The organism is Delftia acidovorans NBRC 14950 (assembly GCF_001598795.1).
GTDB lineage: Bacteria > Pseudomonadota > Gammaproteobacteria > Burkholderiales > Burkholderiaceae_C > Comamonas > Comamonas acidovorans.
Genome location: NZ_BCZP01000023.1, coordinates 77529 through 89185 on the forward strand (window position 1 = coordinate 77529; position 11657 = coordinate 89185).

17 protein-coding genes are annotated in these 11657 nt (G+C 64.6%); 7 read left to right on the plus strand and 10 right to left on the minus strand.

What is annotated here, in order from left to right; genetic code table 11:
* Positions 1-59 precede the first annotated feature (59 nt).
* Both cyoE and DA1_RS23415 read right to left on the minus strand, forming a co-directional pair.
* Complete coding sequence (cyoE, locus tag DA1_RS23410; protein ID WP_034394395.1) at positions 60-965, minus strand: heme o synthase; 906 nt, start codon at positions 963-965, stop codon at positions 60-62.
* Positions 962-2176 (minus strand): COX15/CtaA family protein, encoded by a 1215-nt coding sequence (locus DA1_RS23415; RefSeq protein WP_034398649.1) that lies wholly within the window; start codon positions 2174-2176, stop codon positions 962-964. The genes cyoE and DA1_RS23415 overlap by 4 nt, the downstream gene beginning before the upstream one ends.
* A gap of 834 nt (positions 2177-3010) precedes the next feature.
* Between DA1_RS23415 and DA1_RS23425 the strand changes: the two genes are divergently transcribed.
* The 4 genes from DA1_RS23425 (at position 3011) to DA1_RS23440 (ending at position 4436) form a co-directional block, all read left to right on the plus strand.
* A complete protein-coding gene (locus DA1_RS23425) occupies positions 3011-3406 on the plus strand; it encodes a hypothetical protein (protein ID WP_034394401.1) in 396 nt (131 codons plus the stop codon).
* A gap of 163 nt (positions 3407-3569) precedes the next feature.
* Entirely contained in the window at positions 3570-3752 is a 183-nt protein-coding gene (locus DA1_RS23430) for a hypothetical protein (RefSeq protein WP_225613976.1), read from the plus strand.
* The gene (locus tag DA1_RS23435; RefSeq protein ID WP_034394407.1) at positions 3749-4003 is read left to right on the plus strand and encodes a hypothetical protein; all 255 of its coding nucleotides are present in this window, start codon (positions 3749-3751) and stop codon (positions 4001-4003) included. The genes DA1_RS23430 and DA1_RS23435 overlap by 4 nt, the downstream gene beginning before the upstream one ends.
* A 151-nt stretch (positions 4004-4154) precedes the next feature.
* Complete coding sequence (locus tag DA1_RS23440; RefSeq protein ID WP_034394410.1) at positions 4155-4436, plus strand: flagellar basal body-associated FliL family protein; 282 nt, start codon at positions 4155-4157, stop codon at positions 4434-4436.
* Positions 4437-4485: 49 nt separating this feature from the next.
* Here DA1_RS23440 and DA1_RS23445 read toward each other — a convergent pair whose 3' ends face one another.
* Positions 4486-5274 (minus strand): class I SAM-dependent methyltransferase, encoded by a 789-nt coding sequence (locus DA1_RS23445; protein WP_034394413.1) that lies wholly within the window; start codon positions 5272-5274, stop codon positions 4486-4488.
* A 1024-nt stretch (positions 5275-6298) separates the two neighbouring features.
* Positions 6299-6586 carry an H-NS histone family protein gene (locus DA1_RS23455; protein ID WP_013802147.1) on the minus strand — a complete coding sequence of 96 codons (288 nt, stop codon included), beginning with the start codon at positions 6584-6586 and terminating at the stop codon, positions 6299-6301.
* Between the two features lie 134 nt (positions 6587-6720).
* Here DA1_RS23455 and DA1_RS23460 point away from each other — a divergent pair, with 134 nt between their 5' ends.
* The 3 genes from DA1_RS23460 to DA1_RS23470 all read left to right on the plus strand — a co-directional run bounded on the left by DA1_RS23460 (position 6721) and on the right by DA1_RS23470 (position 8982).
* Positions 6721-6963 (plus strand): putative hemolysin, encoded by a 243-nt coding sequence (locus tag DA1_RS23460; RefSeq protein WP_034394419.1) that lies wholly within the window; start codon positions 6721-6723, stop codon positions 6961-6963.
* A gap of 1568 nt (positions 6964-8531) precedes the next feature.
* A complete protein-coding gene (locus DA1_RS30900) occupies positions 8532-8681 on the plus strand; it encodes a hypothetical protein (protein ID WP_162269885.1) in 150 nt (49 codons plus the stop codon).
* 19 nt (positions 8682-8700) lie between these two features.
* Positions 8701-8982: a hypothetical protein gene (locus DA1_RS23470; protein WP_034398651.1), complete on the plus strand. Its 282-nt coding sequence runs from the start codon at positions 8701-8703 to the stop codon at positions 8980-8982.
* Here the strand turns inward: DA1_RS23470 and DA1_RS31390 are convergent.
* From DA1_RS31390 to DA1_RS30905, 6 genes are all read right to left on the minus strand, one after another.
* Positions 8979-9680, minus strand: a complete 702-nt coding sequence (locus DA1_RS31390; RefSeq protein ID WP_230590864.1) for a Gp49 family protein — start codon at positions 9678-9680, stop codon at positions 8979-8981. The two genes, DA1_RS23470 and DA1_RS31390, sit on opposite strands and share 4 nt — an antisense overlap.
* Positions 9677-9856 carry a hypothetical protein gene (locus DA1_RS31505; RefSeq protein ID WP_307187548.1) on the minus strand — a complete coding sequence of 60 codons (180 nt, stop codon included), beginning with the start codon at positions 9854-9856 and terminating at the stop codon, positions 9677-9679. Before DA1_RS31505 ends, DA1_RS31390 begins: the two co-directional genes overlap by 4 nt.
* 152 nt (positions 9857-10008) lie before the next feature.
* On the minus strand, positions 10009-10398 hold the full coding sequence (locus DA1_RS23485; RefSeq protein ID WP_307187550.1) for a hypothetical protein: 390 nt from the start codon (positions 10396-10398) through the stop codon (positions 10009-10011).
* A 46-nt stretch (positions 10399-10444) separates the two neighbouring features.
* On the minus strand, positions 10445-11026 hold the full coding sequence (locus tag DA1_RS23490; protein WP_034394422.1) for a glycoside hydrolase family protein: 582 nt from the start codon (positions 11024-11026) through the stop codon (positions 10445-10447).
* Entirely contained in the window at positions 11023-11346 is a 324-nt protein-coding gene (locus DA1_RS23495; protein ID WP_034394424.1) for a holin, read from the minus strand. Before DA1_RS23495 ends, DA1_RS23490 begins: the two co-directional genes overlap by 4 nt.
* Before the next feature lie 51 nt (positions 11347-11397).
* Positions 11398-11657, minus strand: a 260-nt coding sequence (locus tag DA1_RS30905) for a hypothetical protein (RefSeq protein ID WP_062794165.1), incomplete at its 5' end; no start/stop codon positions are given.

Genomic DNA, 11657 nt, shown 5'->3' on the forward strand with positions numbered 1-11657 from the left:
AAGACAAACCGGGCCTCAAGGGCCCGGTTTTTCATTGCGCGGCCATGGCCCTCAGGCCATCAGCCCAGCCAGAGGTAGTGATCGATCAGCAGCGCCAGGAACAGCACGCTCAGGTGGATCAGCGAGAAGCGGAAGGTCTTGCGCGACAGCTGGTCCGAGTAATTGCGCCACAGTGCAAAGGCATAGGCACAGAAGCACACGCTCAGCACCACGGCCACCACCAGGTACAGCCAGGAGCTCATGCCGTACATGAAGGGCAGCATGCAGGCCGCAAACAGGATCACCGTGTACAGCAGGATCTGCAGCCGCGTGTACTCGCTGCCATGCGTCACGGGCAGCATGGGCAGGCCGGACTGGCGGTAGTCTTCCACGCGGTACAGCGCCAGCGCCCAGAAATGGGGCGGCGTCCACAGGAAGATGATGAGGAACAGGATCAGCGCCTCGGGACCGACCTGGCCCGTCATCGCGGCCCAGCCCAACACGGGCGGCATGGCACCGGAGGCGCCGCCGATCACGATGTTCTGCGGCGTGGCGGGCTTGAGGATCACCGTGTAGATCACGGCATAGCCCACGAAGGTGGCCAGCGTCAGCCACATGGTCAGCGGGTTGGTGCACAGCAGCAGCACCAGCGCGCCCAGCGTGCACAGGATGGCCGAGAAGGCCAGCGCCTGCTGGCTGCTCAGCTCGCCCCGCGCCGTGGGCCGCCAGGAGGTGCGCTTCATGCGCGCATCGATATGGCGCTCCACCAGGCAGTTGAAGGCGGCAGCCGCGCCCGCCACCAGCCAGATGCCCAGGCAGGCCAGCGCCATGTGCAGCCACTGGTCGGCGTTGGGCCAGCCCGGCACGGCCAGCACCATGCCGATCAGTGCGCAGAACACGATCAGCTGCACCACACGCGGCTTGGTCAGGGCATAGAACTGTGTCCAGCGCGAGGGCTCGACACTCAGGGAAGCTTGTTTACTCATGCAATCTCTCCACGGGCAACCGGCAGACCGTCCCGCAGTGCGCCCGGGCGGCTGGCCGCCAGGCACCAAACAATCACGGTCACCAGCGCAGCTGCGCCGCCCGTATGCAGCACCGCGGCCACCAGCGGCCAATCGAGCACCACGTTCGACAGGCCTGTCAGCACTTGCAGCACCAAAAACGCACCCAGCACGCGGCGCTGCGACGCCAGTGCGGGCACTTCACCCAAACGCCACCACAGCCCGGCCAGCGCAGCCACCACCACATAGGCCGCCAGGCGGTGCAGATAGTGGATGGCCGTGAGGCCCGCAAAGCTGATGTTGCTGCCGTCCTGCAGCAGGCCCAGCGGACGCCAGATCTGCAGCGCCTGCGAAAAATCCATGGCCGGCCACCAACTGCCCTGGCAGGTCGGGAAACTGCTGCAGGCCAGCACCGCATAGTTGGTGCTGACCCAGCCGCCCAGCGCCACCTGCAGCACCAGCAGCGCAAGGCCCAGCCACAGCCCCGCGCGCAGCGCGGGTGAAATCACGGTCGCCCTTTGCTGGCGCGCAGCACGGCTCAACCCCACGGCGGGCACGCACAGCAAGGCCAGCAGCCCCGTGCCGCCCAGCAGGTGCAGGGTCACGATGGCCGGGAAAAGCTTCATGGTCACGGTCCAGGCGCCAAAGGCACCCTGCAGGCAGACCCAGAACAGCGCCAGCGTGGGCCACCACGGACTCAGGGCACCGCCTGTGCCCTCGGCCCCTGTACGCTCGGCCCCTGTACGCTCGGCCCCTGCGCCACCCGCCCTGCCCAGGCGCCGCGCGCGCCGCCAGGCCATGATGGTCATGGCGATGATGAGCACGCCCACGGTGGTGGCCAGATAGCGGTGGACCATCTCTATCCATGCCTTGCCATGCGTCACCGGCCCGGTGGGCATGGCGGCCTGCGCCTCGGCAATCTGCGCGCGGGCGCCCATGGGGCTGGCGCTGCCATAGCAGCCCGGCCAATCGGGGCAGCCCAGGCCGGAATCGGTCAGGCGGGTGAAGGCGCCGAACAGCACTAGATCGAAGGTCAGGAACAGCGTGAGCACCGACAGCGCCTGCAGCCGCTTGAGCGAGCCGCCGCTGCGATTGCGCAGCCACACCCAGGCCAGGGGGCCCAGCGCCAGCAACAGGCCCAGCAGCATCAGCTCCAGAACGGGGGCCAGATCGTACAGCGCCTGTTCGCTCACGCCCGCCCTCCGCAGCGCGGCGTGCACCACACGGCATGGCCCCCGGGCAAGCCGAAAGGCAATGCCGCAGGCGCATCCGGTTGGCGACAGCAGATCTTCATAAATGAGAGCAATTTGACGAGAAGGCTCAGCCCCATGCGCGAGATTGGATCGCAGGCCGGGCCTACAGAGAATCAGGACATGCACCCAGATACAGGCAGTGGGACGGCGCCCCATGCACAAGGCCCGCCAAGCGGGCCCGGTCGCTGCAACTTTCAGAGCAGCATGTCTTTGATATGAAACAATTCTACTTGGCTGCGAACCGCTCAAGCGCCCACGCATGCAGTGCCCCTAGATCGCAGCCAGCTTCTTTTGGCCGGTGCGATGCGGCTTGGGCCTGGCGCACACGAATTTCCACAGGACCCTGCCCAAGGCGTCGGCGGCCCAGCTTTACACGACTGCTCAGATTCGCTCAGATTCAGACACCTCACGTTCCTTAGATTGGTGGTTTCACTTGGGGACCGGCAACTGCCGGGTGAGGCCATGATTGCAGGAGGCTCGTGGACTGTGCTTGATGGGCACGGACACGAAATCGGGCGTGTCGAAGGCGATGAATTCGTCCGGTGCGGGACCAGGCTCATCTACCGCATCGATGGACCGGCGCTGTACTCCATGGACGGTTCGGCCAGACTGATGGGCTTTATCGAAGGGACCGAGGTCAGAACGCGGCAAGGCCGGATCTTCCTCAAATTTCTCGCACATTGATCCGCACTGCTCAGATTCGCTCATCTTCGACCGCACAAAGCCGGGGAGACTCCACGCCCATGAAAACTGCCAGGCAATGGACCACCTTCTGTGCGCGAGCTCTCGAACAATGACTTCAATGATTTCTGGGAAGGCATCGCCCAGGACAAACCCCTGAGGACGCCGGACAAGGGTCGCACCGCGTCCTTCACCGTCACCCGCCGCAATGCCACCGGCCTGGAGGTCCGAACGAACAAGGGCAACACGGTGCGCATACGGCGAGAAGCCTTCTGCGCCGTGCTGCGACATCTTGCCCAGGACCATCACGGCCTGGAGCGCCCCTGCGTTGTGGCATCCAGCTATGACGTGCCGGGCTTTCTGGGCTTTGCCGCCAAGCAGGCCAACGACAACGCGGCCGTGGTGATCACCTACATCCTGCCGATTCTGCAGGACGCGGGCATCGTCGGGATCGACGGCAACCGGCCCAACCGCACCTGGCTGCTCTGATCGCGCCGGCAGACTCCGGCTCCTGGGCGCCGGGTCGATGACAATCTATGTCAATTCATTCATAGCCAATCACTAAGACGCACAGATAATTGCCGGCATTCGTGTGAATTGTGAGAAGGGTCCGGACCACGCTCCGCGCCCTTCGATGCTGGAGGATTGGCAGATGAGCGCCCCGGAAATGGAGGCCATACAGGAGCGGCTGAAGAAGCTGCGGGCCGACGAGGCGCTGGTTGCCGAGCAACTGGACCGGCTGCAGGCCCAAAAGGCTGCGCTGCAGCACAGGCTGGCCATGATCCAGGGCGCCGTGCAGGTGCTTGAAGAGATGCGTCAGGAGCTGGGGCCATGAACCGTGGCAAGCCCGTCTCACCACCCGCCTCACCCTGCGCATCGCCCACCTCCACCTTGCCCACAGCCGAAGACTGGCTGGCAAGAATTGCGGCGCTGGATGCCACACAGCCCCCTCCCACCCCGCCCCGTTTGCGCAACCCACGCAAGGCAAAGCGCCGCAGGGCGGTCACCATCGTGGCAATGGTCGTGCTGCTGGCGCTGCTGGCCATCGCCCTGGCCGTGGCGGTGCAGTTGATGTGGGTCAAGTAGCTGTCACACGGCAGCAGCGGAAAGAGCCTTCAAGCGTGAAGCCAACCGAGCCGGGGCTGCTGTATACCCTCACATCCTGGCGAAGTCCCCATATTGTTTGCATGCTCACTTACGCCTAGCATGTGTCCACACTCAACGCAGTGGAGGTGCCATGGCCGATCCCGAAGAACCACTGGAAGTACGCTCAGAACGCTGGCAGTCGCTGAAGGGGCTGGACATCGCCTCCGTGGATCTGGGCCCCATCTGCGTGGTGCTCATGCTGACGCTGGTCTGCATGGCCGTGATGATGCTGCTGGCCAAATCCGGCACCGAGCAAGCACGGCAGGCCCAGCCATCGTCCCAGGCCAAGGGCCCGGCTCCCCGGCCGAAGCCGGCGCAGCCCGTGACCGAACCCGCCCAGCAACAGACCTGGACACCGGCCTTGCGCACCTGAGGGCGACCTAAGGCCGACCTGAGGGCGTCAAGGCCAGGCCGCAGCACCTTCAGAGTTTCACCGAACGTGTCGCAATGAAGGTCGGCACGAACTTCTCGATCACAAAACGGGCATGGGGCTGCCAGTCTTCATGAAAGCCCGTCAGCACCAACCCCGCATCCAGCTGGCCGCCGATCTGATCGGCCAGCGTATGCCCGAACACCAGCGCCTCATTGCGCTCCCGCTTGGCATCGATCGCTGCGGGCGGCAAATCCACCACATCGGAATACGGAAGGCGCCGCGCAGGCCGCATGAGGCCTTGCTCGCGCAACGCGGGATCGCGGTCCTCCACGAAGACCACCGGATTCCAGAAGCTGGACAGAAGGCGCCCACCCTTCGCGAGCACCCGCGCGCATTCACGCCATACGGGCCGCACATCAGGCACGTAGAGGTTGGAGATGGGGTGAAAGACCACATCGAAGCCGGCATCTGCAAAAACGCCCAGATCACGCATGTCGCCCTGCACGCAGGTCAGCGCAAGGCCTTCGCGCTGCGCCACATGCCGGTCCTGCGCAAGCTGCCCGGCAGAGGCATCGAACACGGTGACCTGCGCGCCCGCCGCCGCAAGAATGGGCCCCTGCTGGCCGCCGCCGCCGGCAAGGCAGAGGATGCGCAGGCCGCGCACATCATCCAGCCAGCCCGCTGGCAAGGGGCCGGGCGTGAGCCGCGCCTGCCAGCTTCCGGCACGGGCCCGGGCTATTTCAGCGCTGTCGACCGGGCGCGACCAGTCGCAGTCTTTCGCTGCCTGCAGGTTCCAGGCAGCGGTGTTGTGGGCAAGGATGTCGATGGGTTCTGTCATGGGCACTCTTTCAAAAAGAGGCCGCACGGCGACGCGAGGTTGCGTTCAGAAAACGCGGAGCAGTCAACGGGCATGAAGGTGGTGACGCGGGCGTCCGCCGTGGGCCGGCAATGGGCTTCGGGGGATCGGTCGGACAAGGGTCCGAAGGCGTCACAGGTTCATGTCAGGCTCGCAGCGGTCGCAGGGATGGAAGAGACAAATTCTAAGACTGCGCAAATTGCACTGTCAAACCACTGCGGCGCGTTCCCCACACGGTCATGCGAAAGTCACAACCGTGAGACGGCTTGGCTGTAAGTTGAGCACGCACCCTCAATGGCGCTGGCTTCTGCTGCGCCATGGCGCGCCCACTGACGACCGGCCTTTCCCAACCCGGCGCCCAATGGATACCGAGGAGCAACACTTTGAAGGAGAGCTATGCGTAGTCCCAAGAAAGGCCGAGAGCCAATCCGGCTCATGGACCTGGCCCCCGCCGTCTTCTGCCTCCAGTGCGAACAGGAAAAACCCGCCACAGGAGCCCGCCAATTCCACGCGTGGCATGTGTGCAGCGACTGCTCGCAGAAGTTGGCCCAACTCCCCCCGGCGCAAGCACCCACGGCGCACCCCACGCACTGAGGCAAGCGATTCCCCAAAACGAAAGCCCGCCAGATGGCGGGCTTTCTCATGCCCTTGCGGACATGAGCGGGCGCGGGAGCGGGACGTCGATGCGCGCCTACCAGGGCACAAACATGATCACCAGTGCCACAGCCACGATAGCGGCAACGATGTACATGGTTCGCTTGGTAGCGAACCGGTTGCGGGACGACGAGGTGGGCACTTGGCCCGGGGTGTTGGGAGTAGGTTTGTTCATGGCCTCAAGCATGGTCGCCGCCCGGGACCGGCCCTGTCGGACAAGCACAGCTAAGGCAATCAGCGCAGAGCATGACAAGGGCGTCGGCCTTGGCGCAAGGTGACGCTTGTGAACTGCCGTGGGCTCACTGAGCGCAAGTGGCCAGAAAAGACAAAGCCCGCGAGTGCGGGCTGTTGGTCAGATTTCGAAGGCAGTGCGGTCCACTGCATCCTTGATCCACGCAGGAGGCTTGCCCCGGCCGGTCCACGTTGCGCCGGTGGACGGATCACGGTACTTGGCCACGCCTGCACCGACGGGCGACTTGCGCTTGCCCGTGCTGAACACATCTTCCTGGGTCAATTGGAATTGCTGGACGAGCTCGCGAACCTTGGCGATGGCCCCGCCTTTTTCGGCTTTCAGGACTTCGGCAATGCGTGCTTCGATCTCTGCCTTTTGCTGCAGGAGCGTCTTGTAATCAGGTGTCATGGACTTTTCTTGGGTTGTATGCTAGCGAGTCAGCATTCTATGCACAAAATGCCGCGCTGACATACCTTTGCATCGCAAACCGAAGGTTGCGGACACAACAACACTCTCAACCTCCAGAGGTATAGAGTGGCGCAATGAACAAAGCACTGGAACTCTCAGGAATCGCGCTGGTGGCCCTGGCGCTCAGCGCATGCGCCCAACAGAAGCTGGCACCCTCCGTGGGCATGGCCAATCCCGCATCGGTCTATTGCGGTGAAATCGGCGGACAAGTCCGGATGGAGAAGACGCCCCAGGGCCAGGAAGGCATCTGCGTGCTGCCGAACGGCACGGAAATGGAAGAGTGGACGCTGTACCGCAAGGACCATCCGGCCAAGTAGTGGGATAGCGCTCTGCACGAAACACAAGCAAGTCGTTAACGCCCCGCCGTCAACCTGCTGCAGTTCCACCTCGGTGGCCATCAGGGCCACAACGTACTGGCGTGTTCCGTCCAAATCCCGCGCGACCTCCGGCGGTAAATCAGCGCGCAGCACTTGACCATCCAGGGTGCCTTCACGCAGCAGACCTGCAACTTCTTTACACGACGTAAAGCTTTCCTTCAGAAAAGGTCTGCATATTGGCCAGCAACGGATTCCGCCGAGCCTGGGAGCTTTCTCCTCCCTCCCTCTCAAATCCCTTCCCCAGGCACGCCACCACGGCATCGGCATTTTTCTTCCAGGGCCCGCAGCTTCGCCGCTTGCGGGCCCTTTTCGTTGCCGGATCGCAGCGCCCGCACCCCAGCAATTCATCCATCCTGATGACGGACGAACGCTGGCCGGACGTGGCGCGCTGATAGAGGCAACGCGACACGCTTGCCCTTCAACGGCCGCAGCTCCAAGCGGACACCGTGTCGAAAGAACTCATACATACGGAGCATGCTCGACCTACATGAGCACCCTTACTTGGCTCGCACAGGGAAGCCTCACAAGCAGTTGAAATAGCGTCTGTCCCGAGACCCGCAATGCCCTGCTGATGGAGATAAGCATGAGTCAAGTCGTACCGAGTGAGTCTTTCAATCCGGACCCTGATGCCCGCTACCACCGGAGTCTCCTGGATGCCTTTCCGGTAAGGGGCAGCTACCAGCTCATTCAGTTGCGCAGCACCAGATCTCGCAGCCCCTTCCGACGTTTTGCGAAGGCTTGCATTCGGGCGGTTCGCGCACTTGTTCAATGACTTGAAGGAGATTGTGATGCGACATATTTTCCTCACATTTTTCTGGTCCGTCGTGACCCTCATCTCGCTGTACATCTCCACGCTGGCAGGGCCGATGTTCCCCGTCACGAGCTGAAATGCGGTTAACAGCCGGGCCTATGGTTGACTCATGGTTCTCCTCCTGGAATTCATAGGCATGCCCCGAAATGGGCACCGGACTTTTTCTTCCCCGTGCCTGCACTTCGCAGGCATTCACAAGCTCGCAGCACCGCTGGCGGGCTTCTTTTTTGCGGGGTCCGCTTGCGGCTTTGGCCCGCTTTGCAGAGATCCAAGGCGGGCATACATCGGGTGCGCACAGCGAAGCGCCAGCGGCGCCAAGGTTCAGGCGACCAAGCAGAGGCTTATGCAGGTGCGGCATCAAGTACAGGACATTGAAAATGCGGAGCGCTCCGCATTGGGTCAAATGCCGGCATCGCGTAAGATGCTGATCCACCAGAAGAAGCGGGCGTCGTTCAATGGCAGAACGTAAGCCTCCTCTGGAAACAGCGAGAATTCCCGGAAACCTACGCCAAAACCTACGCCGAACTGGACACCAAAAAGCCCCCGTCGTGGGTTGTCTTTTTGGTGAGACTTCGGGTCGCTTCAGGTTTCCGCACGCAGCGCCTGCAGCTGCTCGACCGGCAGCAACGCCTCCTCTTCGGGCTTCTCCGCACCTGACCGTAGCGCGCCCACGACGCCCGGCTGGTATGCGGTCATCGTGGACTATGGGCACCTACCCTTCCCTGCTGCACGGCGCTGGACCGGCGCCCTCTGGGATGACGAGCGCGGCATCAAGGCATTCGACGGGCCGCACGACACGGCCGAGGCTGCGCTGGACTGGGCCATGGAGTGCTGCCCCGAAGGCTGAGCACGGCACAATGCCGGCCATGGCAATCGATCCCACAAACCCAAAGCACACCGTCCATCAGCGCATCGTCGCCGGCTTCATGGGACATTGGAAGGCCCACGGAAGCGACAAGTACCCGCAACGTTTCCGGCTACCGCCAGAGGAGCTTTGGCACCTCGACAACATCATGCACAAGGGAGCGCACCCTGGTCTGATGTGGGGCGTGCCGCTTGATGCGGACCCGAGCACACGCGGCGAAATGGTCGCCATCGACGGCACGGTCGTCTCGATAGCGCCGGCTGACCCGGCGCCTGCGGCTTAGGCTCCAGCTGGGCGATTGCTCAACGGCCAGGGGTCCACCAGCCCGATGATCTTGTCCATCGCCTCATGGACTGTGCCGCCATCCGGCGGGAGGAAGTGCTGCACGACAGACAGCACTTCCTCCAAGACCTGCTCCGCCTTGCTGGGGTCGTTGATGCCCGCCAGCTTGTCGCGCAGCCGGAAGCCCAGCAGCGGCCAGATCTTCTGCACGGCGTTCTCGCGCGCGATGCGGCGGCCGATGGCGGCGTCGAAGTTCTCGGGGCTGGCGCATGCGCTTTCGCCGGTCACCGTGAAGCCGTTGCGCAGCTCCAGAACACAGAACGTCAGCAAGTTGAGGGGGCTATTGGCCGACTCGGCGTACTCGAAACCGTGGTTCTTGTGCGAGTGACCATGCCGGCCTTCGGCAGCAGTGAAGTAGGTCTCCTCCACGATCTCCCGCTGGATGTCATCCGGCGTCACGCGCGGCGCGGTTTTACCCTTGGCCTGGATCTGGTCTTCGATGGACTGCTCAGCCGGAGAGAGCTCGGGCAGAGGGCCTGGGCCGGTGGCTGTTGTGCCATCGGCATAGGCCTTGGACTCCAGTGCGCCAGGCACGCGGGTGGCGCAGTTGCACGGCCCGGCCGGCATGGCGGGCTCGTTGTGCACGGCGCAATCGGAGGCATGGCCGCAGCCATTGCTACCGCAGGTGTGTTGTGTCATGGGTGGCTCTCTGTGGTGGCGCCTGCGGCCGGCAGGCTCGGGGAAATGGGGCGGCGGCAGTTGGCCAGGGCTGCGGCCAGCTTGATCTCGTAGGCCTCGCGCCGCTCGATCTCGGCCTGGGCGACCTGGGTGAACTGGTCCACCGTGGCGCCCGGCCGCAGCTGTTCGGTTGGCATGGCCGGGCGCTCGGGCACCGGCTCATCGCATGCCACTGGCACAGGCACGTTCACCCGCTGCAGCTCGATGCGGGCCGGCGCGCTTTGGCAGCCAGCCAGGCCCAGCAGCAAGGCCAGGCCTGCAAATTGACGAATTGAGCAATTTGTCAATTTCAGGGCTTCGCCCTCCCCTGCAGCCAGCTGTCCACCCGGTGCTGGGCGCTCGCACAGGTATCGCCCGGCACGGCCGGCGGCGCAGCCAGGATCTCATCGGCGCGCTGCTCGTGCGTCCGGGCACGGGCGGCGGCGAGGGCTCGCGCGGCCTCGCCCTCCTGCTTGCGCCGGTCGGCCAGATCGCGCAGGTCATCGACTGCATCGCTGCAGGCGGCGGCCAGGTCGCGGGCGCCGTCCCGCTGCTGGGTCATCTCGCCCACACTGGCGCGCGCGGCTGCGGCGGCGTCACGCTGGCCCAGGTAGGCCCTGGTCAGCAGCACGTTGCCAAGCAGGCTCACCAGCAGCGCGAGGACAGCGGCCGCAAGCAGTTTCGGAGTGATGCCGATCACCGCCCGCCCCTCCACCAGTACCACCACATTGCCCAGAGGATCGGGTTCATTGCTGGGCCTCCATACACGCGGCGTGTCGCGCCTGTTGACGGGTCCAGACGCCGCGGCAAACCTTGTTGCCAGGCGTGCTGCAGTCGTAGCGCCAGCGCTTCGGGCGGCCGCCCGCGCCCCACTGGTAGGCGCTGTATCCCTGCAGGGGCTGGGCGCTGGTCATGAAGCGATATGCCAGGTAAGCGTTGCAGGCGCCGGCATAGTCGCCAGCCCGCGTGCGCGTCAGCATCGAGGAGCCGCGCCAGGCCCCGCAGCCGTACTGGCCCGAGAAGTCCACAGCCTGGGCGAACTCGGCCGGGTGCACCAGCGTGTCGCCCAGCGAATCACGCACGCACGCGCCGTACTGCTGCTCCAGCAGGTTGATGGCCAGCTCGCGCGCCCGTTCGCGTGTGATGGGCGGGTCGGCCAGGGTCACGCGCGTGCCGTCCTCGTAGCGCGTGGCGCCGTGGCCGATGGTGGGCACGTCGCCGCGCACCGGGATGATGGGCGCGGAGCTGAAACCCTCGGCAGCGATCCAAGACGCCAAGATGGCGGCGCCGATGCTCAGGCCAGCGGCAGAAATGCGGCCGGCGTTCATTCGTCCACCTCGAGCACGCCCAAATCTGTGTCGTAGTGCTGCGCCGGCGCGCCTGTAGCTCTCATTAGGTCCATGCGCAGTTGCCGCTCGGCGTCCCTGCGCAGAAACTCCCGTTCCCTGCGGGCGTCATCAGCGCGCCGGAGCTTATCGGCCTCACGCTTATAGAACCAGGTGATCAACAGGCCGATGATCGCCACCAGAGCCCCGACGTAGGCTGCGAGGTCTGCCGCAGACATCTTGCCGGCCACGGCGACAGATCCACCAAGGATCGTCGCCTTGTTTCCTGCTGCGCCAATGGCTTCGAGGGTTTCAGTTTTCATGGCCCCGATGATTCCGGGGCCGGGCCGCGCTGGCGAACCCTACACGGGGGCCTACGCGCGCTGCGCCGCCGCCCAGGCGAACAGCGCGTCCACCTGCGCGCCCGTCAGGCCCAGCACTGCAGCCACCGCCGCCACGGTCTCGCTGTCGCGCAGCCAGTCCTTTGCGTCATTGAGCACAGCATCCACCCGATCAGCCAGCTCGCCAGGCGCCAGCGCGCCGCGCCACACCAGCACGCGCGCCAGCAGGTTGTCGGCTGGCCGGTCGTCCGTGGACGCCAGCAGCACCAGGGCCCCGCCGTTCAAAACATGCC